Genomic DNA, 23659 nt, shown 5'->3' on the forward strand with positions numbered 1-23659 from the left:
CGTCAGCCTGCCTGCTTCAGCAGCTCGTTCGCCTTCGACTGGGCGTCCTTGACGGCCTGTGCGGGGCTCTTCTTGCCCTGCATGGCCAGTTGCACCTGGGCCACGATGGCGTTCTGCACGGCCGGGGAGAGGTTGGTCTGGTAGGCGGTGGTGGTCTTCAGCTGCTCGGCGACGAGCTTGCGGGCCGCGGAGAAGGGGTCGCTGCCGGTGACCTTCTGGAAGAACGGGTCGTTCAGGGAGGTCGTGGTCGTCGGGAAGATGACGACGGCCGGGTCCTTGCACCAGGCCGTCTGGTTCTCGGCGTTGGTGAGGAACTCGGCGAACGAGAGGGCGGCGGAGGCGTTCTTGCTGGTCGCCGCGACCGAGATGTACTGCGGGGCGGCGGTGGTGTGGCCGAGCTGGTCGAAGGGCTGCTGGCCGACGCCGGTCTTGGTGTACACCGACGGGCTGTTCTGCTTGACGAAGCGCACGAAACTCGGGTTGGTCGAGCCGTAGGCGACCTTGCCCTGGCTGTAGAGCGTGGAGGGGTCGTTGCTGGAGGACAGCGAGTCCTTCGGCATCGCGCCCTCCTTGTACAGCTTCGCCATCCAGGCGACCCACTGCGTGGTCCTCGGGTCGTCGCCGAAGACGGCCGTCTTGCCGTCGTCGGTCAGGATCTTGACGTTCATCTGGTCCCAGTCGGCCGGGATCCGCCAGATCGGGTTGGCCATCGTCGCGTAGTACGTGCCGTCGGACGTCTTGGCGATCTTCTCGTAGTCGGCGAACAGCCCGAACAGGGTCGTCGGCGGCTTGTCCGGGTCGATCCCGGACTTCTTCAGCAGGTCGGTGTTGTACGTCAGGAGGATGCCGCCGGTGTACCAGGGGAGCGCGGTGTGCAGCGGCATGCCCGAAGCGTCCTTGAAGGTGCTGGAGTTCCAGAAGGCCGGCACGAAGGGCTTCGAGGCGTCGGGGTCCTTCACGCCCACGTTGAGCAGGTAGCCGGCCTTGGTGAGAGCCGTCGCCGTCTCGGAGTTGAGGTTGAGCACGTCCGGCAGCGTGCAGGCCTGGGCGTCGGCGACGGTGCGCTGGGTGAAGGTGTTGTCGCCGGGGTCGTCGATCCACTTGACCGAGGCGCCGGGGTGGGCCTTCTCGAAGTCCTTGATCACTCCGTTGAAGAAGTCGCCGAAGTCTTTCTTGAGGTTGGTCGTCTGGAAGGTGATCTTCCCTTTGACGTCCCCGGTGAGCTTCCCGGAGCCGACGTTGCCCTTGTCGACCTTGCAGCCGCCGGCCGTGGCGTCCCCGCTGCCGGAGCTGCCCGACAGACCGCAGCCGGCGGCGGTCAGGGCCAGGGCGATGACGCCCGCCACGGTTCCGGTCAGTCTTCCCGCATGCATGGTGCCTCCTGCGATCCGTCAGCGGCCGCTTCGGGCCGCCGGCCCGAGCTGCCGCCCGAGTTGCTGGTTCAAATCACCAACTTGGACTTCGATTGATGAAAAGGTGGACCAGAATTCATCGGAGGTCAATGGCTTGCCGTGTTGCTTTTCGGTTCCGGGCGGTTACCGCCGTGTTCAGTGCCGGTGCTCGTGGTCGGGGTGGGACGGGTCGCCCGGGTGCTCGTGCCCCGCCGCGTACTCCACGCCCGCCCGGGCGCGGTCCAGCCAGTCGAAGAACGCCTGCCGGGCCACCCCCCGCCGCAACTCCCGCGCCACCTCGTCGCGGACCTCCGGGTACGGCAGCACGTCGGCGGGCCCCACGTCGCCGTACGGGTCGACGCCGAGCCGCAGCGCCTCCCGGGTCAGGAACCGGTCGCGATTGCGGTCGTAGTAGTCCCGTACGGCCCGCTCCGGGACCTGCTGCTCCGCCTCCAGCGCCGCCAACAGGGCGCGCGCGGCCGGGGAGTGGGCGAGCGCGACCGCCACGATGCTGCCCAGGTCGGCGACCTCGGTCCCGGACACCGCGAGCACCCGCGCCGGGGACACCTCGACCGGCGGCGCCAGCCCACGCTCCGCGCAGGCCCGGCGGGCGAGCTCGTCGGCGACCACGATCTGCGTGGCCCACCGTCTGCGCTGCCGCTCGGCCCGCGCCAGCGCCTCCGTCCGTACCACCCGATCCCGCGCCGGAACGGCCGCCAACAAGGCGTCCACCCGCCCCGCCGACACCGCCTCCCCGCCCACGAGCGCCGCATGCCCGCTCATGCCGTCGTCTCCGCGGGCGGCCCGTCGACTGTGGCGCCGTTCGTGCGGGTCGGCGTCCCCGGGCCGCCTGGAGTCCGGGACGGCGTCGGCGTCCGCCCGTCTCTCGGGCTCGGCCTCGCCGCCCACCCGTCCGGCGGACCCGCTCTCGGCGTCGCCCCCGCCGCGGTCGCCGGTTCTCGCGGTCGGCCGGCTGTGCTGCCGCGGGGGTGGGCCGGGGGCGGGCCCCGCGTCCGGTACGGCGTCCGGGTGGTCCTCGGGCTCGGCCTCGCCGGCGGCCACGGCCGTGTGCCCGGTCATTCGGTGACCTCCAGCACGACCGCCTCCGTGTAGGCCACGCAGCCGTGCCAGCCGGCCTTCGCCATCAGCCAGTACGAGCCCGGGGGCACCGCCGAGCCGTCCACCTCGACCACGGACCGCAGTTCCTCCCCCGCGGGCACGGCGAAGCCCTGGCAGCCGGGTTCGACACCGGCCCAGGCGCCCCAGGACGACACCGCCCACAGGGTTCCGTCGATCGGGCCCCGGGTGGTGTTGCGCACGCTCACCGGCACCCGGACCCGCTCACCCCGGCGCACCGCGACCCGGTCGACGCCCAGCTCCAGCACCAGGCTCGGCCCGGTCCGTCCGTCCGGTCCGCCGTCCGGGGCCTCGCCCGGCACGTCCAGGGCGACCGTGTCCTCGTACGTCTGCCCGCCGTACGTCAGCCGCGCGGCGAGCCGGTGGCGGCCGGGGACCGGGTCCGGTGGGGGTGTGACGGTGACCTCGGTGAGGGTGAAGCCGCCTGGGCCGAGGGCGTACGGCAGTTCGGCGGGGTCGGCGGTCCAGCCGGGCGGGGCCTCCAGGGCCACCGTCCCCGACACCGGCGCGTCGGTCAGCTCGGAGGAGACCCGGACCGTCGCGGTGACCGGGCCGTCGGCGGTCAGCGCGGCCGGGGAGAGATAGACCGCCACGGGCAGGTTCCCCCTGGGCGCGGGACCCGAGTTGTGCAGCCAGTAGCGGGTGTGCACCGGCTGCGCGGGCTCGTGCGCGGCGACACCGGGACCCTCGACCCGCCCGTCGGCCGACGGCGAGGCCAGCACGGTCGCCACCTGGAAGCCCGTCAGGTCCAGCTCCAACACGCCGTCCGGCCCGGGGGCCAGGGGCTCCCCGGGCCGTTCCAGCACATCCGCCCGGGCGCCCTCGGTCCACGCCGAGGGGCCCGCCAGCAGCGCCCGCACCGGCCGTCCGTCCACCTCGTGCACCCGTACGACGACCCCCCGCGCGGGGTCGACGGGCGCGGTCCCGCCCCGGGCCAGCGGGGAGCCGGCCGGCTTCAGCGCGTCCAGCAGCACCCGGCCCTCGGGCTCCAGCCGCAGCAGGGCCCCCGTCCTCGGCAGGTCGGCCGGCGTCTCGCAGGGCCTGCGCAGCCGTGCGGTGAGCGGATGGTTGAAGGCATGTCCGGCGCGCGGCCAGCCCAGCTCACGCCAGTCGCCCTCGCCCGCGACGACCGCGTACTCGAAGGTGTGCGACCAGCGCTGCAGCTGGAAGCCGGAGCCGTCCGGGGCGGTGCGCCGGGGCGGGTCGACCCAGACGCCGGAGGGCCAGCCGGTGCAGGAGCGCATCAGGGACATGTAGAGGTCGCCGGAGGAGGTGACCACACAGCCCGGGGTGCCCCGGTTGAGGATCGCGAAGCCCCGGCCGTCCCAGGCGTCGCCGGGCGGCAGCGCCTCGCCGCCGCCGGCCGCCGTGGCCTGTACGGTCGCGTCGTCCAGGTCGGCGACCAGCGAGTCGACGGCCTTCGCGTCGTCCTCGGCGCGGGCGCCGGCCACCAGGAGCAGCGGCAGCCGTTCCAGATCGCGCAGGTCGGCGCCGGGCACCCACTCCTCGCGCAGCGAGGCGCGGGGCGCCACCCACACGGCGGCCAGGCCCTTCTCGGCCAGCTGGCGGCGCAGCTCGCGGGCGGCCGCCGGGTCCCAGCCGAGGGCCTCGGCCACCAGGGGGTTGCGCTCGGGGCCGCCGACGGCGATCCGGATGTCGGGCAGGTTGGAGTCGACCTCCAGGTCTCCGTAGCGCGGGCCGCCCGCGATCGTCGAGGTGGCCGTGACGCCCGCGCGCACCAGGGCCGCCGCGAGCGGGGCGCCCAGCTCGCCGGCCGCGTCCCAGTCGGTGAACACGAGCTCGGCGACGCCGATCGACCGGTGTCCGAGCAGCGCGCCCGCGCCGTCGTGGACGGCCACGCGGGCCGTGGAGCCCAGGCCGAACCAGGTGTTGGCCGGGTTGTCCAGCGTCCACGGGAACCGCTCGCTGTCCACCTCCACGAACCCGAAGCCGCGCCCGATCACCGCGTCCGCGACCTCGTGCACCGGCAGCCCGCCGCGCACGTCCGAGGGCCAGCGCACCCGGATCAGCCGGTCGGCCCCGTCGTAGCCGTCGACGGTCGTCGTCACGTCCAGCCGGTCGACCCCCGTCCACAGCGTGAGCCGCTGGGTGTACCGGAAGAGGCCCAGGTCGGCGCGGACGGTGATGCGGGAACCGGCCGGCGAGTGCTCGACATCGATGTCAGCGGTCACGTCCCGGCTGCGGGCGGCCGTGGCGCCGGTCGGCGTGAGGTGCCAGGGGCCCTCGCCGAAGCGGGGGTGCCTCGGGTACTCCTCCTGCACCACCAACTCGTTGCCCACGTCCCCGGGGCGCAGCAGCTCCCGGCCGCCCTCGGTGAGCGTGCGCAGACTGCTGACGCCGCCGCCGCGCGCGGGGTCGACCGTCACCTCGTAGAACTCGTTGCGGATCGTGGTGCCCTCGCCCGCCGTCCAGCCGGGCACGGGGCCCTCCGCGAGGGAGAGCGCCTTGAGGCCCAGGCCGGGCACCTCCGGTACGACGACCCGCAGTTCGCCGTCCTCGCGTACCGCGGGCAGCGGCAGACCGGTGAGGTCCAGCGGGACCAGGCCCGGGTCGGCGACGGTGAGCACGTCCCGGCGCCGCCAGGTCGCGGAGTTGAAGACGACCAGGTCGGGCGCGCCGCCGGGCAGCGCGACCACCCTGCGGGCCAGCGCGTCGGTCGCGTCGGCGTGCACCGCCCGCGCCAGGTCGTACAGCTCCCGCCAGCCGGTGAGCAGGTCGATGTAGACCTGGTCCGACTCCGAGCCGGTGATGGCGTCGTGATGGGCGCCGTAGATCAGCTGCCGCCAGGCCTTGTCGAGGGCCGCGTCCGGGTAGGGGCGCCCGGCGACGAGGGAGGCGAGGGTCGCCCAGGCCTCGGCGTCGGCGAGCAGCGTCTCGCCGTGCCGCTGGGCCTGCTTGGTGTCGATGTAGGAGACGTCCTTGCCGGTGTAGACCGGGTTCATGTCCCGGGTCTGCGGCGACGCGGTGCGCCCCTCCCGCTCCAACTCCTCCCGTACAGCGGCGAAGAAGTCCCGGGGGATGCCGCTGACGAACCGCGGCCAGACGTAACGGGCGTTCCAGTCGCGGTGGATGCCCATCACCCAGCGGCACGGCGGGGCGTAGTCGCCGCCGACCGGCAGCAGGACGTTGCGGGTGAGCGCGACCTTCTTCAGCCCCTGGAACAGCTTGAGCGCGGCCGCCTCCGCCTCGGGCAGGGTGGGCGCGTTGTCGACGGCCCAGCCGGCGCCGTAGTGGTTGACCATGTAGGCGGTCAGCAGTCCCCGTCCGGAGGGGGCGATCCAGCTGAACTCGGCCGGGAACTGCATCCGTCGGGGATCACGCGGCTCCTCGCCGAACACCGACAGGGTCGGCCCCCACTGGTGGAAGGGCCCGCGCGCCCAGGAACTGGACGTGACCCCCGCGTCCGCCATCAGCCCCGGGAACTGCGGATCGTGCCCGAACGCGTCCAACTGCCAGGCGGTCTCCGGCGTCGCTCCGATGATCCCGCGCTGGAAGCCGTCGCCGTACAGCGCGTTGCGCACGGTCGCCTCGGCGCCGGTGAGGTTGGTGTTGGGCTCGTTGTAGGTGCCGCCCATGATCTCGACCCGGCCGGCGCGGATCAGCTGCCGCAGGAAGGCCCGCTCCTCGGGGAAGGCGTCCCAGTAGGGCTTGAGACAGTCGACCTCGGCGAGCACGAAGGTGTACGCCGGGTCGCGCCGGGCCAGGTCGCAGTGGGCCCGGACCAGGCTCATGCCGCTCTGGCCGCGCGAGTCGAAGGTGCGGGCGGGCAGCCCGGTGAGGGCCGGGTCGTCGGCGACGTCCCAGGTCTCGGTGTAGGCGGCCTGGGTGTTCCACCAGACGGGGTCGTAGTGGAAGTGGCTGACCATGAACATGGTCCAGCCCGGTTCGGCGGCCGTGAACTCGGCGGCGTGCCGGACCAGCAGGCCCGCGCCCGCATCCTCGGCGGTGACCGTGATCGGCCGGCGGTCGCCGGGGGACAGGCCGGCGGCCACGGGTATCTCGGCGCGTACGGTCCCGTCCTCGCCGACGGTGACGACGCTCTCCCCGACGCCGTGGACGCCCGGCCCCGCCACGCTCACCCGGACCGGCCGGCCGGGCTCGTGCTCGAGGTCGACGGCGACCACCTGGTGCGGCTGGTCCTGCGTGCCGGTGAAGAGCTCGGTGGACTCGACAGAGGTGACGCGCATGGGACTCCTACGAGTGGTCGGCGGAGCCCCATCCTGGCATCGTGGGATGGTTCAATCAACCATCTATTGTCATCTCGGTTGGTTCAATCATGCACGGCCCGGTCGGTTCAGCGGGTCCGTCGGGACTTCACCGCGTGCGCCCCGGCGATGTGGTCGGTCAGCGCCAGGGAGGCGCTCGCCCGCTGGTAGGAGAGCTGGCCGACCCGGACGTAGAGGCAGTCGATGAGCATCAGCACCGAGTGGCGGGCGCCGATGCTGCCGGTGCGGAAGCTGGTCTCCGAGGAGGAGGAGATCAGCCGTACGTCGGCGGCGCGGGCCAGCGGGGAGCGAGGGTCGGCGGTCAGGGCGACCGTGGTGGCGCCGCGCTCCTTGGCCAGCTCGAACGGCTCGATCGTCTCCCGGGTGGCGCCGGAGTGGGAGATGCCGATCGCCACGTCCGCCGGGGTGAGCAGGGCGGCGGAGGTGGTGGCCGCGTGCACCTCGGTCCAGCCGCGCACCGCGCAGCCGATGCGGAACAGCCGGGTCTCCGTCTCCTGGGCGACCGCGCCGCTGCCGCCGACGCCGTAGACGTCGATGCGCCGGGCGCGGGCGACGGCCTGGGCCGCGCGCTCGATCGCGTCCAGGTCGATCCGGTCGATGGTCTGCTGGACGGCTCGCAGATCCGCGGTGCCCACGACCTGCACGACCCGCTCCAGGCTGTCGTCGGGGGAGATGTCCGGGCCGATCTCGGCGCTGCCCCACTCGGAGGACTCGCCCCGGCCGCGCTCGTGGGCCAGCTCGATCAGCAGATGCTGGTAGGAGTCGAGGCCGATGGCCCGGCAGAACCGGGTGACGGTGGCCTGGGAGGTGCCGGTGCGGCGGCCCAGCTCCGCGGCCGAGCAGTGGGTGACGGCGGCCGGATCCTCCAGGATCAGCTCACCGACCTTCCGCAGGGAGCCGGCCAGCCGGGGCAGTTCGGTGCGGATCAGAGCGGTGACATCGGTCGAGGGCATACGGAGAAGGTACCAGCCACCCATTGGGGCGATCCTTGAATACCAGGACCAGGTCTGCCTCCCCACGCCCGGGGGCGAGCCGGGCCATTGCCCGCGACGCCGGGCATATGATTCGATGATTCATTGATGGCTAAGTACACGGTGGTTCAATCCACCAGCAGTCCACCAGTGGGGAGTCTCAGGTGTCCGTCGAGCCCGCCAACGAGTCCGTGAGCGAGTCCGTGACCGAGCCGGTGAGCGCCGACCGCTTCGCGCGCGAGGGCCTGGCGGTCCTGAACCGCCTCGCCGAGTCCGCGCGCGCCGACGTGAGCGCCGCCGCCGGGCTGATCGCGGACTGTGTGCGCGAGGACGGTGTCGTGCACGCCTTCGGCACCGGCCACTCCCAGGCCCTCGTCCTCGAACTCGCCGGCCGGGCGGGCGGACTGGCGCCCACCAACCGCCTCAGCATCGCCGACCTCGTCCTCTTCGGCGGCGACCACCCCCGCGTCCTCGACGACCCGCTCCTGGAACGGAAGCCGGGGATCGCGGCCCGCCTCTACGAGCTCGCCGCCCCCCGGCCCCAGGACCTCTTCGTCATCGTCTCCAACTCCGGCGTCAACAACGTCATCGTCGAGATGGCGCTGCGGGTCAAGGAGCGCGGCCACCGCCTCCTCGCCCTCACCTCCCTCGCCCACACCGGGGCCGTGCCGGCCGTCCACCCCAGCGGCAAGAGGCTCGCCGACCTCGCCGACGTCGTCCTCGACAACGCGGCCCCGCACGGCGACGCCCTCCTCGAACTTCCCGGAGGCGGCGCGGTCTGCGCCCTGTCCACGCTGACCGGCGTGCTGCTGGTCCAGATGACGGTCGCCGAGGCGACCGCCCGCCTCCTCGCCTCCGGCGACCGCCCCCCGGTCTACGTCTCCGCCAACGTGCCCGGCGGCTTCGAGAGCAACCTCGAACTGGAGGAGCGGTACGCGGGACGCATCCGGCGTACGGCCAGCTGACCTGACCTGACCTGACCTGACCTGACCTGACCTGACCCGACCCGACCCGACCTGAGCATGGGCGGGGCTGCAGGGTCCGGGGAAGCTCGGCTGTGTGCGGTGCACCCCGAACGGCATGCCATTCGAAGTATAAGTACGCATATCTGTGAATATGCCTGCGGCATGGTCAATACCGGGAGTCAGGAACGGCGGCACGGTCGTGCCCGCCGGGAGCCGGCTTCGTCCGGCCCCTGAGCCAGGCGTGCGTCTGGCCCTTCGACTACCTGGAAGGAGTGGGCGTGAAAGCTCGCTTTGGCGTGGGCCGAGGAAGGGTGCTCGCGGTCGCGGCACTGGCCGCGATCGTCGCCTCGGCCGTCTCGGGATCGGTTTCCGCTCTCGCGGACGGGGACACGGACGGAGACCGGGTGCGCTCGGAACACTGGGGCGTGATCACCCGCAACACGATCGGCTCTCCCGTCGCCGATCTGCGCAACGGCCCGTTCGGCTCGTTCGGCGTGACGGGGTCCTCGGCCAGGCCGCCGTATGGGCAGGGCAGTCTGGGAATCGAGGTGGCGGACGACTCCACTTCGCTGACTCCTCCCAGCGAGAAGGTCGACTTCGGCAACGAGGTCGACTTCTTCGGCGATCCGGTGCAGGGCCTGGACCAGCTCGGCTTCCACGTCTTCCAGACCGGCGAGAACGTCGACTACGGGGGCACGGGGAACCTGCCGAACATCAAGTTCGAGATCGACCCGAACCTGGGCACGCTTCCCACCGACAACTACTCCACGTTGGTGTGGGTGCCTGACGGGTCCACGGTGGCGACGAACCGGTGGAGCGGGTTCATCGACGCCACCACGAACGGCTACTGGTACCTGACGGGCGGCGAGGTCTGCCCGGCGGCCGATCAGTGCTCCTTCGCGGAGGTGAAGACCGCGCTCGCCGACGCCGACGGCCAGGGAGCGACCGTCTACAGCGCCGCGGTGGGCAAGGGCCGCGACGACATGTGGATCGGCGCCGTCGACGGTCTGCGCATCAACCAGACCATCTACGACTTCGAGGCCCACGGCGTCAGGGCGCGTCACGTCAACTGACACTCTGTGGCGGCTGCGGAGCCTGGTGTGCCACGGTTCGTCCAACTCGGTCAGCCCGATGCCGAACGCGCCGAGTGCGGGCGCGACGAGTCCGCTCGGCATCCGTCGCCCTCCGTTCTGCCGGATCACGCGGAGAGGGGGAAGCCTGTCGGCCGCCCCCTCTCCGCCGTGGTGGGTCAGGCCGCCTGACCCACGGTCACCTCGTCGAGGCGCTTGCTTCTCGGGATCAGGAAGACGAGCAGCGCGCCGACCGCGCAGCATCCGACGACCAGCCAGAGCCCGTTGGTGAAGCCGGCGTCCAGATAGAACTGGGTGCCCTTCAGGACCTTTCCGTTCTGGGCCATGACGACGAAGGCCAGTTGGGAGACGACGATCTGCGCGACTCCCTGCGCGAGGGTCTGGGCGCCGTTGGCCAGGGCCTGCTCCTCGGGAGTGACCACCTCGATGATCATGATGGGGATGACAGCGAGGACCATGCCCGTGCCCACGCCGGCGATCACGCCCATCTCGATGATCTGCGCGGCGCTGTGATGGAGTTGGGTGCCGATGCCGTACCCGATGACCGTGAGCGCGGAGCCGGCGCCCAGCAGGATCCGGGCGTCCATGCGGCGGGCGAGTACGCCGGTGGCCACCGCGGCCACGATGATCATGGCGCTGATCGGGCTGGTCACGATGGCGTTGTGCGTCCCGGACCAGCCCAGCCCCTCGGAGACGGTGGGGATCTTCGGCATCAGGATCAGGAGCTGGATCACCACGCCGACCGCGCTGAGCGAGCCGGCCGCCACGGACGTGGCCAGCAGGACGCTCCACACCGAGCGGCGCCGGGTCATGGCGAGGGGGAACAGCGGTTCGGCGACCCGGCGCTCGACGAGCACGAAGACGATCAGCGTGATCAGCCCTCCGGCGACGAAGGCGAGGAATCTGCCGCTGCTCCAGCCCCAGTGCGTCCCCTGGCCGACGGCGTAGACGAGCACCGCGACCCCGCCGCCGAGCAGGACTCCGCCGAGCCAGTCCATCCGGCCGCCGCGTTCGCGGACCGGGCTCTCGGGGACGACGACGGCGACCAGGACGAAGCTGACGGCGGTGCTGACGGCCATGAACCACAGCACGCCCCGGAAGCCGTGGTTGTCCAGGAGCCAGCCGGACAGGAACGGCCCGCCGAAGGCGACGAGGCCCACGCCGCCGGCCATGATGCCGCTGGCGAGTCCGACCCAGCGGCGGGGGAAGATGTCACGGGTGATCGCGTAGGCCAGGGGGGCCGCCGCCGCGTAGACGCCCGCGATGCCGCGCCCGATCAGCAGGGTGCGGTAGTCGGTGGCGACGGCGGCGACCAGGTCGCCGACGAGGCCGAGCCCGGTGGCGACCAGCAGGGCGCGCTTCTTGCCGTAGAGGGCCGCTCCCTTGACCACGAAGGGCAGGAAGAAGGTCCCGGTCAGCAGGGTCATCAGGGTGAACCAGGCGATCTGGGTGGTGCGGAAGTGGATCGCGACCTCGGCCTGTGCGATGCCGGACAGCGCGCCGACGAGCGACACCAGTTGGACCGCCCACAGCAGTGCGACGACGACGAGCGCGTTGCGCGTGGTGGAGCGGGTGGCCTCGGGGACCTGCGGGGGAGCGGTTCGGGTCTCGGACATGAGGGCCTTCCGTGGGTGGTCGGAGGGTGCGGGGAGAGTGGCGCTCGTCGGTTCCGGCACGCGGGGCCGTGCCGGTGTGCGGAGGGGGAGGCCGGTCGGGAACGTCGTCTGCCTCGGCCTGTCGGAACGCGACGTGCGTAACGTAGACCTAACGGTCGGTACAATCAATGAGGGGCGCAGGAGGATTTTCGAGCGCCCGGCGGGCGGTTCCGGACGCCCGTCCCGGTCAGCGGGAGCCCCTCGGCGGTCACTCGCGCCGTGAGATCACCCTGAGGCGGTGCAGCCGACCCCGTGGACCGGGCCTTCGTCCCCGGGCGCCGCGGGAACCGCCCCCCGGGCGCCGCGGGATCCGTCGGGAACCGGTCACGGAGAGGCCGCGCCGGAGGCGGCCCGTGAGGCGTCGCGCTCGCGCTGCTAACGTGGGGACGGGCCGACGACTTGGGAGACGGTGTGGCCAGGACCGCTGAGCCGCGGCAGCCCGCCGCACCGGTGTCGCGCAGGCAGCTCGCCCGCCGGGTGGCCATCCTCCGGGCCGCCGGCGAACTCGGCGCGCGCGAGGGGCTCGCCGGTGTGCAGATGCTGGACGTGGCCAAGGAGGCGGGCGTCGCGATCGCCACGCTGTACCGCTACTTCCCGTCCAAGACGCATCTGTTCACGGCGGTCCTGGAATGGCGCATCGAGCTGTTCCTGGAAGACCGCGCCGCTGACGACGCCGACGCCGAGGGCGGGGCGGCGGACGGGGTGGGCGAGGTCGCGGAGACGCTCATCGCGCTCACCGTGAAGCTGCTGGACAGTCCCCTGCTCGCCTCGGCCGTGGCGCTGTCGTCGTTCACCGAGTACTCGAGCGCGGTCCCCAACCGCTACGACATCGCCGGCAGTTGCCTCGGACAGGCGGTGCTGCGGCTGCTCGGCGTCCATGAACCCCGCGACGAGGACCGCAGCACCGTGCGGCTGCTCATCTACAGCTGGTGGGGCCTGTTCGTGGCGGCGCAGACCGAGGAGATCTCCGTCGGGCAGGTGGAGGCCGACCTGCGCCTGGCCGTGAGGCTGATCCTCGCACCCTACGGAGACCGGGACGCGCGGTCGCTCTGACCGGCGTATGGCCGGGCCCGCGTCGGCCCATGCCCGTTCGTGCACGACTCTTGGCCCGCGACCGGGGGCGTTGGTACTTTGGCGCCGCGTCAAACTGAAATAGATTTCAGTTTTAGCAGAGAGGCACGGACGATGACGTCTGCCCTTCGCCTTGACTCGCGACCCGGGACCGAACCGCACGCGCTCCCCCCGTCGATGATGGAGCGCGTGACGCTGATCATGGACCTCTTCGAGCGTCCCCAGACCCGCCTCACGCTCGAGACGATCTCCCGCCGGACGGGACTGCCCCGTTCGACCACCCACCGGATACTCGACCAGCTGGTCCGGCTGGACTGGCTCCATCACGCGGTGTCCGGATATCTGCTCGGACCGCGCGCCCTCGGCCTCGGCGGACGGGAGATCGGGCACAGCGCCCTGCGCGCCGCCGCCGCGCCCCGACTGCTCGAACTGGCCGTGCGCACCAAGATGGTCGTCCATCTCGCGGTGCTCGACGGGCCCGAGATCTACTATCTCGACAAAGTGGGAGGCCGGGCGGCGGTGGACGTGCCGTCCAGGGTCGGCGGCCGGGCGGTCGCGCACTGTACGGGGCTCGGCAAGGCGATGCTCGCCTGGCTGGCCCCGGAGGAGATAGACGCGCGCTACGCGCGGCTGATCGAGCGTCGCACCCCGCACAGCATCGGCCGCCTCGACTCGCTGCACCGGGAGCTCGGCGCCGTACGCCGCCGCAACGGGCTGGCCCTCGACCGAGGGGAGTGCTTTCCGGACATCGCGTGCGTGGGCCTGGCGATCCGTGGCCCGGACGGCCCGATCGCGGCTATCTCGGCTGTGGGCGAGGGAGGTTCCGCCGTAGAGCGCATCGCGCCGCTGGTGGCCGACACCGTGCGGTCCGTGTCCGACGAACTCTTCGTCGCCGCGCAGTCGAATCGCCCTCCATACCCGTATCGCTCGCACCGCTCGTAACGCTGAGAGGCGCCGCAGCCTGCTTCCGAGCGGGTCGCGGGTCGCTGTATCACGGCCGGACGGCGTTCGGTGAGCCCCTTGCACAGTGCCGCGAATACGTCAGCAGTCGCGTGTGTCCCGCCACTTGACGAAGAGGGGGAGCGGGGGTAGACATAATCGTAGAACGACCGGTCGGTATAAGTAATCCGGAGCCCGCCGAGGGGATTCCGCGCGGGTGTGCTCTCGTCGGCGGCCGGACCGATCGGTGCAGGTGAATTTCCATCATCCAGGTGTGGATTGTGGAGCGGACAATGAGGTTCGGAGAGAGGTACCGCCTGTGTTCAAGGAATTCGTCGTGTCGGGCGATTCGCACATTATCGAGCCCGTCGATCTGTTCAAGACCCGCCTTCCCAAGGCCATGAGGGAACGGGCTTTGTGGGAAGAGGAGTTCACGCTCGACGAGCCGATCGTTCCGGGCGGGCACACCGAGTTCAAGAAACTGCACACGATCGGGTTCGACGGCTGGACCATCTCCAAATACCGGCAGACCGGCGGGGAGACCCCGGACGGCGATCCCGAGCACATCATCCGGGACATGAACCTCGACGGCGTCGACGCGTCGGTGATGTTCCCCAACCTCTCGCTGTTCGTCCTGTTCACCGACGACCACGAGCTCTCCATGGCCCACGCCCGCGTGTGGAACGACTACCTCGTCGAGCGTTACCTCCCGTACAAGGACCGGCTGCGCCCGACGGCCGCGATCCCGCTCACGGACGTCCCCGCGGCCGTGGCGGAGATCGAGCGGTGCGCCAGGCTGGGGCTCGGCGCGATCCTCCTGCCGGAGATCCCGCCCCTGCCGTACTACGCGCGGGAGTACGACCCGGTCTGGGCGGCCGCCCAGGCGCACGGGCTGCCGGTGTTCATCCACGTGGCCACCGGCGGGGTGAAGGTCAGGGAGGACGTGTCCGACACGGCGGTGACCGTGCGGGGCCTGATGACGTCCATGAACATGGGCAAGGGCAACCTGACCGACGACATGGTGGCGGGCCGGACCATGGGCAGCGCGGTCGGGTCGGCCGTGGCCGGTCCGCAGGGCATCATCGCCAGCCTCGTCGGCGGCGGCGTGTGCGAGCGCTTCCCCGACCTGCACTTCAACCTGATCGAGTACACGGCCGGCTGGCTGGTCTCCTTCATGGGCTACATGGACAAGGCGTGGAAGACGGGCACCGGCCAGGACCCGGACTGGTGGCTGGGCTTCTGGGACGACAACCGTCCGGCGACGGAACAGCCCTCCATGGGACGGCTGTTCGCCATCAACGACAAGTGGCCCTACCCGCTCAAGCCCACCGAGTACGTCCGCCGGCAGATCCACGTGCAGTTCGCGGACGACCCGACGGCCGTCAAGGCCCGCCACATCACGGGCCTGTCGACGGTCATGTGGGGCAACGACTACCCGCACGCCGAGGGCACCTTCCGCAGCAGCGCGGACTGCATCGCCGAGAACTTCGAGGGCGTCGACGACGAGGACCGCGCCGCCATCCTCGGCGGCACCCTGGCCGACGTCGTGCACTTCGACAAGACCAGGAAGCTGGCCCCGGTGAAGGTCGCCGAGGACGCCTGAACCGCGGCCGAACCGCAGACCGGTCGCCGGTCCCGGCCCTTCGAGGGGGCCGGGACCGACGTGGTGTTCCAGACGCGACGAGGAGTCGGAGACGGCCATGGGCCATGACATAGGCATGCTGGTGATCCGCCTGGCCCTCGGGCTGATGCTGGTCGCCCACGGGTCGAACAAGGCCTTCGGGCCCGGTGGACTCGGCGGCACGACCGCCTGGTTCGCCTCACTCGGGTTGCGTCCGGCATGGCTGCACGCACGGCTCGCCGCGGCCATGGAGATCGCAGCGGGAGTCCTCCTCGGCGCCGGCCTCCTGACGGGCCTGGCCTGCGCCGCGTACGTGGGCCTGATGCTCGTGGCCGCCCTCACCGATCACCGGGGCAAGGGCTACTTCGTCTTCAAGGGCGGTTGCGAGTACGTGCTGCTCGTCGCCCTGGTGGCCGTCGGCGTCGCGTCCGCCGGACCCGGCGCGTGGTCGCTGGACGGCGTGCTCGGACTCGAGGTCGCCGGCGCCTGGTGGGCCGTGGGCGCGGCGGCGGCGGGCGCGGGCGCAGCGGCGGGCCTCCTCGCCGCGTCCTACCGGCCGCCCGCGGTCGCCGAGGGCGAGGCCGGCTGAGCGGCTCACCGCCGCATTTCATCAAGGGGGACCCTCAAGAGGGTCCTTCAAGAGACTTCATCAGGAGACTCCTTCACGAGAGTCCTTCAGGAGACTCCGAGAAGAGATCCTCGACTCGCACGATTCTCAGGAGAACCTCGGTGCCAAGGGATACGTCATCCTGACCGAAGCAATCAAGGACGACGAGGGAATGGCGGCGTACAGCCGGGCGGCGGCGCCCTCCATGGCCGAGAGCGGGGCCAGGCCACTGGTCGTCGACTCGCAATACGAGGTGCTGGAAGGCGAATGGCACGGAAACCGCACGGTCGTTCTCGAATTCGAGTCCGTCGAAGCGGCCCGCGCCTGGTACGACTCCGACGCCTACACCGCGGCCAGACCCCTGCGACAGGCCGCGGCCGAGTCGCACATGGTGCTGGTGAGCGGTTTCGAGCCGCCTCATGACTGAACCCGAGTTGTCCTGCGGGCTGCCGCCGGGGCCCGAGTTCGCCGATCTCGTGGTGCTGGCCGAACAGCTCGGCTACCGCCGGGCATGGATCTACGACTCGGCCGCCCTGTGGGAGGACCCGTTCGTGCACCTGGCGCTCGCCGCCGAACGCACCAGCCGTATCGACCTGGGCGCCGCCGTGCTCATCCCGGCGCAACGCGAGGTCATGGCGACGGCCTCGGCGATCGCCACGGTCGCACGACTCTCCGGCGGGCGTTTCCGGCCCTGCTTCGGCACCGGCTTCACCGCTCGCCTGACCGTCGGGCAGTCGCCCATGCGGTTGCAGGCGCTGGGCGACTACGTCTCCTCGCTGCGCCGACTGCTCGCGGGGGAAACGGCGTCGGTGAACGGCGAGCCCGTCCGCATGCTCCACGCGGACGGGCTCGCGCAGTCCCGCCCGATGAACGTTCCCCTGTGGCTCAGCGCGTTCGGGCCTCGCGGCGCCGAGCTGGCGTCCGACGTCGCCGACGGGGTCATCGGCCCCGTCCACCCCGACCTTCCCACGGCGACCCTGGTGTCCGGGACCGTTCTGGAGCCGGGCGAGGACCCGGGCAGCGACCGGGTGCGCCGTGCGATCGGACCCTGGAGGGTCGTGGGCTGGCACAACGCCTACGCCCATGGCGGCGCCGAGGCCGTGGACGCCCTGCCGGGCGGCCGACGGTGGCGGGAGACGATCGAGGCGCTCGCCCCGGCGGGGTCACGCCATCTGCTGACCTTCGAAGGCCACGTCACCCATCTGCCGCCCCGTGACCGCGAGTTGCTGGAGCACATCGACCACACGACCATGGTCGGCGACGTGCACGGCGTCCGGCGGCATCTCGCGCGCCTGGCCGACGACGGCTTCCGCGAGATCATCTACACGCCCGGCGGGCCGGACGTCGCCCGCGAGCTGACGGCCTTCGCGACCGCGCGCCTGACCTGACGCCCGTCCGGGGGCGCCTGACCTGACGCCCCCGGACGCCTCCCCCAGGCACCCTCCAGACGCCTCCCCCGGACGCCACGTCGGCTCCGCCCGTTTCTGCGGGCGGAGCCGACGGTGTTCGCGCGCCCGGCGTCCTGCTCGTCGCCGGCGCGCGTCCGCTCACCGTGCGGTCCAGCCGCCGTCCACGGTGAGGGTGGTTCCGGTGACGAAGCGGGAGGCGTCCGAGGCGAGGAACACCGCCGCGCCGCCGAGTTCCTCGGCGCTGCCCACCCGGCCCAGCGGGGTGTTCTGTACGATCTGGTCGCCCCAGCGGCTCTCCAGGAGCCCGGAGCTGAGGTCGGTGTGGAAGTAGCCCGGTGCCAGGGCGTTGACGCGGACCCCCCGGTCGGCCCATTCGACGGCGAGGGACTTGGTGAGGGCCTCGACCCCGCCCTTGCTGGCGGCGTAAGCGGCGATCCGTTCGAAACCGCTGCTGGCGTGCACCGACGAGACGTTGACGATCGAGCCCGAGCCCTGTTCCAGCATCACCTTGCCGGCCTCACGGCAGCAGTGGAAGGTGCCCTGCAGATTGACGTCGAGGACCTGGCGCCAGTCGTCGTCGGTGACCCACTCGCTGCGGGTGAAGCGAGGGCTGATGCCGGCGCAGTTGATCACCGCGTCCAGGCGGCCGGTCCACTGGGTGATCCGCTCGACCATGTCCCGCACGGCGGTCGAGTCGGCGACGGATCCGGGCACGACCAGCACCTTGGCGCCGTGCCCGCCGAGCTCGGACGCCAACGTCTCGAGGTCCGACGGGGTGCGCGCCGTCACCGCCACGGTCGCCCCCGCCTGGGCCAGGGCGACGGCGATCGCCCGGCCGAGGCCCTTGCCGGCCCCGGTCACCCAGGCGGTCTTGCGGTCCAGGCGCAGTTCCGTGTTCACGCTGCTCATGACGGGCTCTCCGTGGGAAGGTCGCGCAGGGTCCGCTTGAGGACCTTGCCCGAGGGAGTACGGGGCAGCTCGTCGACGAAGTCGAAACGGGCCGGCACCTTGAACCGGGCCAGCCGGGCCCGGCAGAACTCCCGGAGCTCCTCCGCCCCGGCGTTCGCCTCGGGCCGCAGCACCACGAACGCCCGCGGCACCTCGCCCCAGCGGGGATGCGTCAGGCCGACGACGGCGGCCTCCAGCACGGCGGGGTGCGCGTACAGGACGCGTTCGACCTCGGGCGTGGCGATGTTCTCGCCGCCGGAGACGATCATGTCCTTCTTGCGGTCGTCGATGTAGAGGAAGCCGTCCTCGTCGACGTGTCCGATGTCCCCAGTGTGGAACCAGCCGTCCCGCAGGACCGCGGCGGTGGCCTGCTCGTCGCGCCAGTAGCCCGCGAAGACCTTCGGGCCGCGCAGCGTGATCTCGCCGAGCTCGCCCGCCGGGACCTCCTTGCCGGTGTCGTCGACGATCCTGATCCGGGTGTGCGGGACCGGGCGTCCGACCGAGCCCAGTTTGGTGAGGGCGTGGGCGCGGTCGAGGAAGGTGTCGCCGGAGACCGTCTCGGTGAGGCCGTAGGCGTCGGCGAACCAGGCGCCGGGGAAGGCGCTCATGATGCGGCGCAGCACGGGTTCGGGGGTCTTCTCGCCGCCGCCGAGGACGAAGCGCACCGAGCGGGTGTCGTAGGACTCGCGGTCGGGCACTTCCAGGACCGCGTTGACCATGGCGGGCGCCAGCCACACGTTGGTGACGCCGTGCTCCTCGATCGCGCGCAGGGCGCCGGCCGCGTCGAACTTGCGCTGGAGCACCACGCTTCCGCCCGCGTACAGGGTCGCCAGCGCGGGCATGTCGAGCCCGCCGACGTGGTACAGCGGTCCGCAGACCAGCGTGGTGTCGGCCGCGGTCAGACCGAAGTGGACGATGTGGGCCAGGTTCTTGGCCTGCACGTTGGCGTGGGTGAGGCACACGCCCTTGGGGCGTGCCGTGGTGCCGGAGGTGTACATCAGGCGCTGGAGCTCGTCCGGCCCGGCCTCCACCGGTTCCACGCGCGCGCCGGGGTGGCGCGCGAGCAGGTCCTCGTAGCCCGTCCAGGCCTCCGCCGTCGTATCGCCGCCGACCTGGATCCGGTGCGCCAGGCCGGGCAGGTCCGAGAGGATCCGGTCCGCTGCGCGGACGAACTCCGGCTCCGTCACGAGGACCTTGGCCTGCGCGTGGCCCAGGATGTACTGCCATTCCTCCTCGGAAAGCCGGTAGTTCAACGGCAGGAACACCGCGCCGATCCGGTTCACCGCGTAGACCAGCTCCAGGAACTCCGGCTGGTTGTAGAGCAGCAGACCGACGACGTCACCGCGTCCGACGCCCAGCTCGGACAGACCGGCGGCCAGCCGGTTCACTCGCTCGTGCAGCTGACGGACGGTCAGGCGCTGCTTTTCCTGTACGACGACCACGGCATCAGGTCGTTGAGACAGGTGGTAATCGAGGATGCTCGCGAAATTGTGCACGGCAACTCTCTCGGCTCGGCGGTCAGGAATGTCCCGACCGGTCGGTTGCTCGCTCCCAAGATTTAGTGTACCTCTTGGTCTATAAAACCATCCGCACTCTACGACGACGCGCGCCGAGCGACAACCGTCCGGGCACCGGCGATCTCGCTCCTCCGCAGACGAGGAAGGCTCACGTGCCACGCATCCTCCTGGACACCGACGGACCCGTCGCCACGGTCCGCCTCGACCATCCGCCGATGAACGCGTTCGACTCCCTCCAGCGGGAGGCGCTCTCCGCGTGCGCGCGCCGACTGGCGGACGACGACGCCGTACGGGCGGTGGTCCTCTACGGAGGGGAGCGGCTGTTCGCCGCAGGGGCAGACATCAAGGCGTTGGCCGCGATGCGTCCCGAGGAGGTGCGCGGCTGGAACCGCGCCCTGCAGCGGACCTTCGACGAGATCGCCCGGCTGCCGATGCCGGTCGTGGCGGCCGTCACCGGGTACGCGCTCGGCGGAGGCATGGAACTGGCCCTGGCCGCCGACTATCGGGTGGCGGCCGACGACGCGATCCTCGGTCAGCCCGAGGTGCAGCTGGGCATCATGCCGGGTTCGGGCGGCACCCAGCGGCTGGTCCGGCTGATCGGGCCCTCGCGGGCGAAGAACCTGCTGATGACCGGCCGCCGGGTGGGCGCCGAGGAGGCGCTCCGGCTCGGTCTCGTCGACGAGGTCGTCCGCCCGGACGCGGTCCTGGACACCGCGCTCGGCTACGCCCGCCGGCTCGCCGAGGGGCCGCCCGCCGCTCTGGAGGCGATCAAGGAGGCGGTCGACCACGGCGGCGACGTCGGCCTGTCCGCCGGGCTCGCTCTCGAACGGTCCCTGTTCACCGGGGTGTTCGGCACGCAGGACGCCGCCGCCGGAATCCGCTCGTTCCTCGAACACGGCCCCGGCAAGGCGCGGTTCACCGGCTCCGACGGGGACGCATAGGCGCGCCGCAGAGGCCGTACGACACGAAAAGGGGTGGAGAGATGAAAGCGCTGCGCTGGCATGGCGCGCGGGATCTGCGGCTGGAGGAGCTGCCCGATCCGCCGGAGCCGCAACCGCACCAGGCGGTCGTGGAGGTGGCCTGGTGCGGGGTGTGCGGTACCGACCTGCACGAGTTCCTCGAAGGTCCCCACATGATCCGGGTCGGTCCGCATCCGCTCACCGGCGCCAGCCCGCCGCTCGCCCTCGGCCATGAACTCAGCGGCACGGTGGTCGCGTTGGGCGCGGACGTGCCGGGCATCACGGTCGGCGACCGGGTGGCCGCCGACCCGGTGTGGCGCTGCGGGGTCTGCTACTGGTGTGTGCGCGGCGAGTACCACATCTGCCCCAGGAGCGGCTCGGTGGGGCTCGCCTCACCCGGCGCCTTCGCGGACCGGGTCACCGTTCCGATCGCCGGCCTGACCCGCCTGCCCGACCAGGTCAGCGACGAGATGGCGGCCGTGGCCGAGCCGCTCGCCGTCGGCCTGCACGCGGTCACCCGCGGGGGAGTGCGGCCCGGCGACAACGTCCTGGTCGTCGGCGGCGGCCCCATCGGCTTCGCCGTGGTCCTCGCGGCGAGGCTGGCGGGCGCGGCCGGGCTGTATGTGAGCGAGCCGCTCAAGGAGCGCAGGGAGAGGCTCCTCGAACTCGGCGTCACCGAGGCCTTCGACCCGCGCGAGAGCGACGTACGCCGCGAGGTGTTCCTGCGGACGGCCCGCGTCGGACCGGACGTCGTGATCGACGCGACCGGGGTGCCCGCGCTGGCCGCCGAGGCCGTCGCCGCCGTCCGCCGCGGCGGGCGGGTCGTCCTGGCGGGCGTCGGCCACGGAAAGGTCGAGTTCGACATGGGACAGCTCGTCTTCTACGAGCGCTCCGTCCTCGGCACGCTCGGCTACCACCACGACATCCCCCGCGTGATCGACCTCATGAGCACGGGGCGCCTGGACGCCTCACCCCTGGTCACCGGACGCTTCCCGCTCTCCGAAGGAGCCGCGGTCTTCGCGGACCTGGCCGCCGACCGGGCCCGCCATCTCAAGGTTCTGCTGACCCCGAAGGGACTGTGACATGGATTTCGACCTGCCGGAGGAGACCCGGGACCTTCAGGACATGGTCCGTGAGTTCGCGGCCAAGGAGATCGCCCCGCACGCCGCCGGGTGGTCCGAGAGCGAGCACTTCCCGACCCATGTCTTCACCAAGCTCGGCGAGCTCGGCCTGATGGGCATGCTCGTGCCCGAGGAGTACGGCGGTGCCGGCTCCGACACCGTGTCCTATGTCGCGGTCATGGAGGAGCTGGGCGCGGCCGACCAGTCGGTGGCCTCCTCCTGGAACGCGCACTCCACCATCGCCAGCCTGCCCCTGCTCGCCTACGGCACCCACACGCAGAAGCAGCGCTGGCTGGGACCGCTGGCCAGAGGCGAGGCGATCGGGGCGTTCGGCCTCACCGAGCCCGACGCCGGCTCCGACGCGGCCGGCATCGCCACCACCGCCCGCCGGGCGGACGGCGGCTGGCTGATCAACGGCACCAAGATGTTCATCACCAACGCCGGCACCGACATCAGTCAGGGCGTCACCCTGCTCGCCGTGACCGGCCGGGGCGAGGACGGCGGCAAACGGTACGCCACGTTCTACGTGCCCACCGGAACCCCCGGCTACAGCTGCGGCCCCAAGCTCAAGAAGCTCGGCTGGCACGCCATGGACACCCGGGAGCTGGTCTTCGACGACTGCTGGATTCCCGAGGACCATCTGATCGGGGAGGAGGGCAACGGGCTGCGCCAGTTCCTGTCGGTGCTGGACAAGGGCCGGATCAGCGTCGCCGCCCTGGGGCTGTCGCTGGCCAAGGCGGCCCTGGCCCTCTCCGTCAAGCACGCGACGGAACGCCACCAGTTCGGGCGCCCGCTGTCGGGCTTCCAGGCCGTCGCGCACAAGATCGCCGACATGGGCACCGAGGTCGAGGCGGCCCGTTGGATGGTCTACCGCGCCGCCTGGCTCGCCGACCAGGGCCGCCCGTACGGCACCGAGGCCGCGATGGCCAAGGTGTACGCGTCCGAGGTCGCCAACCGCGCCGCCTCCCAGGCCGTGCAGATCCACGGCGGCTACGGCTACGTACGGGAGTCGGAGATCTCCCGCTTCTACGCCGACGCGAAGATCCTCGAGATCGGCGAGGGCACGAACGAGATCCAGCGCAACGTCATCGCCAGGGCCCTGGTGAAGCAGGCGTGAGCCGGCCATGAGGGGGACCGGGGTCCCGCGATGCGCCGGAGCGCACCGCGGGACCGGTTCAGCCGCCGACCGGGACCGCGGTCCACACGGCCTCGGGGTCGAGCGGCAGTTCCTGCCGGTCGGCCTTGAACGCCGCGGCCCGTTCCTCGGCGTCGTCGAGGCTGCTCTCGGCCGCGCCGAAGCCGCGGAACAGGGTCGCGCAGTACGCGCGCGACAGATACGCCGGGTCCCAGCGGCCGCCCGGCCGCACCCACTGGTAGGTGTGGTTGTGCAGATTGAGGAACTGCAGGGTGGCCAGGCGCGGTTCCGGCATACGGAAGGCGCCCTGCTCGGCGGCCTCGGTGAGCAGGCCCGTGATCAGCCGCTCGAAGTCGGCGCGCTGTCCCATCAGGGTCTCCAGCTCGCTGCCGCTGAGCGAGCGGTAGTCGTGCTCGTAGACCCAGATGTGATCGAGCCGGTGGTAGATGATCGTCAGCAGCGACTCGGACAGCAGCCGCAACCGAAGCAGCGGGTCCGCGTCGAGCTCGGCGATCTGGCGGGCGCGGGCCAGCAGCGGGCTCATCACCCGCGACTGGATCTCGATCAGCAGGTTCTCCTTGGAGCCGATGTAGTAGTACAGCGCTCCCTTGGCGAGCCCCACGGCGCGGCCCAAGTCGTTGACGGACGTCGCCGCGTAGCCCTGGCGGGCGAACAGCTCGGCGGCCGTGTCGATGATCTTCTGGCGTCGGACCTCGAAGTCCGGTCCATGACCAGGCGGTCGTGGCATCGCATCTCTCCCCTGCACGAGACGACGTGTCGAACCGACTCCACCCCGGAGCCGCTCCGGGCGGCCTCGGGGGACGCCTGGGGGGACAGCGGATCAGGGGACGCCGTCACTTTAGTTTGCTAGACCA

General features: G+C 71.6%; 19 protein-coding genes. 11 read left to right on the forward strand and 8 right to left on the reverse strand.

Annotated features, from left to right (window positions below; translation table 11 throughout):
• Positions 1–2: 2 nt before the first annotated feature.
• The 4 genes from OG562_RS43500 to OG562_RS43515 all read right to left on the reverse strand — a co-directional run bounded on the left by OG562_RS43500 (position 3) and on the right by OG562_RS43515 (position 7728).
• Positions 3–1373, reverse strand: coding sequence for an extracellular solute-binding protein (locus OG562_RS43500; RefSeq protein ID WP_266408097.1), 1371 nt, complete (start codon positions 1371–1373; stop codon positions 3–5).
• Positions 1374–1547: 174 nt separating this feature from the next.
• A complete protein-coding gene (locus OG562_RS43505) occupies positions 1548–2174 on the reverse strand; it encodes a peptidyl-prolyl cis-trans isomerase (protein ID WP_266409846.1) in 627 nt (208 codons plus the stop codon).
• A gap of 293 nt (positions 2175–2467) precedes the next feature.
• Positions 2468–6736 (reverse strand): NEW3 domain-containing protein, encoded by a 4269-nt coding sequence (locus OG562_RS43510; RefSeq protein WP_266408099.1) that lies wholly within the window; start codon positions 6734–6736, stop codon positions 2468–2470.
• Between the two features lie 107 nt (positions 6737–6843).
• A complete protein-coding gene (locus tag OG562_RS43515; protein ID WP_266408101.1) occupies positions 6844–7728 on the reverse strand; it encodes a MurR/RpiR family transcriptional regulator in 885 nt (294 codons plus the stop codon).
• A 182-nt stretch (positions 7729–7910) separates the two neighbouring features.
• Between OG562_RS43515 and OG562_RS43520 the strand changes: the two genes are divergently transcribed.
• Positions 7911–8711 carry an SIS domain-containing protein gene (locus OG562_RS43520; protein WP_266408103.1) on the forward strand — a complete coding sequence of 267 codons (801 nt, stop codon included), beginning with the start codon at positions 7911–7913 and terminating at the stop codon, positions 8709–8711.
• A gap of 278 nt (positions 8712–8989) precedes the next feature.
• A complete protein-coding gene (locus OG562_RS43525; protein WP_266408104.1) occupies positions 8990–9784 on the forward strand; it encodes a hypothetical protein in 795 nt (264 codons plus the stop codon).
• Positions 9785–9960: 176 nt separating this feature from the next.
• Here OG562_RS43525 and OG562_RS43530 read toward each other — a convergent pair whose 3' ends face one another.
• Complete coding sequence (locus OG562_RS43530) at positions 9961–11418, reverse strand: MFS transporter (RefSeq protein WP_266408106.1); 1458 nt, start codon at positions 11416–11418, stop codon at positions 9961–9963.
• Positions 11419–11868: 450 nt separating this feature from the next.
• Between OG562_RS43530 and OG562_RS43535 the strand changes: the two genes are divergently transcribed.
• From OG562_RS43535 to OG562_RS43560, 6 genes are all read left to right on the forward strand, one after another.
• Complete coding sequence (locus OG562_RS43535; protein ID WP_266408107.1) at positions 11869–12510, forward strand: TetR/AcrR family transcriptional regulator; 642 nt, start codon at positions 11869–11871, stop codon at positions 12508–12510.
• 198 nt (positions 12511–12708) lie between these two features.
• Positions 12709–13470 (forward strand): IclR family transcriptional regulator, encoded by a 762-nt coding sequence (locus OG562_RS43540; RefSeq protein ID WP_266409847.1) that lies wholly within the window; start codon positions 12709–12711, stop codon positions 13468–13470.
• 334 nt (positions 13471–13804) lie between these two features.
• Complete coding sequence (locus OG562_RS43545) at positions 13805–15070, forward strand: amidohydrolase family protein (protein ID WP_266408108.1); 1266 nt, start codon at positions 13805–13807, stop codon at positions 15068–15070.
• A 97-nt stretch (positions 15071–15167) separates the two neighbouring features.
• Entirely contained in the window at positions 15168–15677 is a 510-nt protein-coding gene (locus tag OG562_RS43550) for a DoxX family protein (RefSeq protein ID WP_266408111.1), read from the forward strand.
• A gap of 157 nt (positions 15678–15834) precedes the next feature.
• Entirely contained in the window at positions 15835–16122 is a 288-nt protein-coding gene (locus tag OG562_RS43555; RefSeq protein ID WP_266409848.1) for a DUF1330 domain-containing protein, read from the forward strand.
• Positions 16115–17083 (forward strand): LLM class flavin-dependent oxidoreductase, encoded by a 969-nt coding sequence (locus OG562_RS43560; RefSeq protein WP_266408114.1) that lies wholly within the window; start codon positions 16115–16117, stop codon positions 17081–17083. The genes OG562_RS43555 and OG562_RS43560 overlap by 8 nt, the downstream gene beginning before the upstream one ends.
• 159 nt (positions 17084–17242) lie before the next feature.
• Here the strand turns inward: OG562_RS43560 and OG562_RS43565 are convergent, their stop codons facing one another.
• Entirely contained in the window at positions 17243–18013 is a 771-nt protein-coding gene (locus OG562_RS43565) for an SDR family NAD(P)-dependent oxidoreductase (protein ID WP_266408116.1), read from the reverse strand.
• Positions 18010–19548 (reverse strand): long-chain fatty acid--CoA ligase, encoded by a 1539-nt coding sequence (locus OG562_RS43570; protein ID WP_266408118.1) that lies wholly within the window; start codon positions 19546–19548, stop codon positions 18010–18012. Before OG562_RS43570 ends, OG562_RS43565 begins: the two co-directional genes overlap by 4 nt.
• Positions 19549–19721: 173 nt before the next feature.
• On the opposite strand from OG562_RS43570, the gene OG562_RS43575 reads away from it, so the two are divergent.
• From OG562_RS43575 to OG562_RS43585, 3 genes are read left to right on the forward strand one after another with little or no spacing between them, the layout of a single operon-like run.
• Entirely contained in the window at positions 19722–20510 is a 789-nt protein-coding gene (locus OG562_RS43575) for an enoyl-CoA hydratase/isomerase family protein (RefSeq protein ID WP_266408120.1), read from the forward strand.
• 41 nt (positions 20511–20551) lie between these two features.
• Positions 20552–21610 carry an alcohol dehydrogenase catalytic domain-containing protein gene (locus OG562_RS43580; RefSeq protein ID WP_266408123.1) on the forward strand — a complete coding sequence of 353 codons (1059 nt, stop codon included), beginning with the start codon at positions 20552–20554 and terminating at the stop codon, positions 21608–21610.
• A gap of 1 nt (position 21611) precedes the next feature.
• A complete protein-coding gene (locus OG562_RS43585) occupies positions 21612–22766 on the forward strand; it encodes an acyl-CoA dehydrogenase family protein (protein WP_266408126.1) in 1155 nt (384 codons plus the stop codon).
• Positions 22767–22824: 58 nt separating this feature from the next.
• Here the strand turns inward: OG562_RS43585 and OG562_RS43590 are convergent, their stop codons facing one another.
• Positions 22825–23532, reverse strand: a complete 708-nt coding sequence (locus OG562_RS43590; protein WP_266408129.1) for a TetR/AcrR family transcriptional regulator — start codon at positions 23530–23532, stop codon at positions 22825–22827.
• Positions 23533–23659 lie beyond the last annotated feature (127 nt).

Source organism: Streptomyces sp. NBC_01275 (genome assembly GCF_026340655.1).
Lineage (GTDB): Bacteria > Actinomycetota > Actinomycetes > Streptomycetales > Streptomycetaceae > Streptomyces.

Excerpts from the sequence above, each read along its gene's own strand:
- OG562_RS43500 (WP_266408097.1), bottom strand. The coding sequence starts at position 1,373 with ATGCATGCGGGAAGACTGACCGGAACCGTGGCGGGCGTCATCGCCCTG.
- OG562_RS43505 (WP_266409846.1), bottom strand. The coding sequence starts at position 2,174 with ATGAGCGGGCATGCGGCGCTCGTGGGCGGGGAGGCGGTGTCGGCGGGG.
- OG562_RS43510 (WP_266408099.1), bottom strand. The coding sequence starts at position 6,736 with ATGCGCGTCACCTCTGTCGAGTCCACCGAGCTCTTCACCGGCACGCAG.
- OG562_RS43515 (WP_266408101.1), bottom strand. The coding sequence starts at position 7,728 with ATGCCCTCGACCGATGTCACCGCTCTGATCCGCACCGAACTGCCCCGG.
- OG562_RS43530 (WP_266408106.1), bottom strand. The coding sequence starts at position 11,418 with ATGTCCGAGACCCGAACCGCTCCCCCGCAGGTCCCCGAGGCCACCCGC.
- OG562_RS43540 (WP_266409847.1), top strand. The coding sequence starts at position 12,709 with ATGGAGCGCGTGACGCTGATCATGGACCTCTTCGAGCGTCCCCAGACC.
- OG562_RS43550 (WP_266408111.1), top strand. The coding sequence starts at position 15,168 with ATGGGCCATGACATAGGCATGCTGGTGATCCGCCTGGCCCTCGGGCTG.
- OG562_RS43560 (WP_266408114.1), top strand. The coding sequence starts at position 16,115 with ATGACTGAACCCGAGTTGTCCTGCGGGCTGCCGCCGGGGCCCGAGTTC.
- OG562_RS43565 (WP_266408116.1), bottom strand. The coding sequence starts at position 18,013 with ATGAGCAGCGTGAACACGGAACTGCGCCTGGACCGCAAGACCGCCTGG.
- OG562_RS43580 (WP_266408123.1), top strand. The coding sequence starts at position 20,552 with ATGAAAGCGCTGCGCTGGCATGGCGCGCGGGATCTGCGGCTGGAGGAG.
- OG562_RS43585 (WP_266408126.1), top strand. The coding sequence starts at position 21,612 with ATGGATTTCGACCTGCCGGAGGAGACCCGGGACCTTCAGGACATGGTC.
- OG562_RS43590 (WP_266408129.1), bottom strand. The coding sequence starts at position 23,532 with ATGCCACGACCGCCTGGTCATGGACCGGACTTCGAGGTCCGACGCCAG.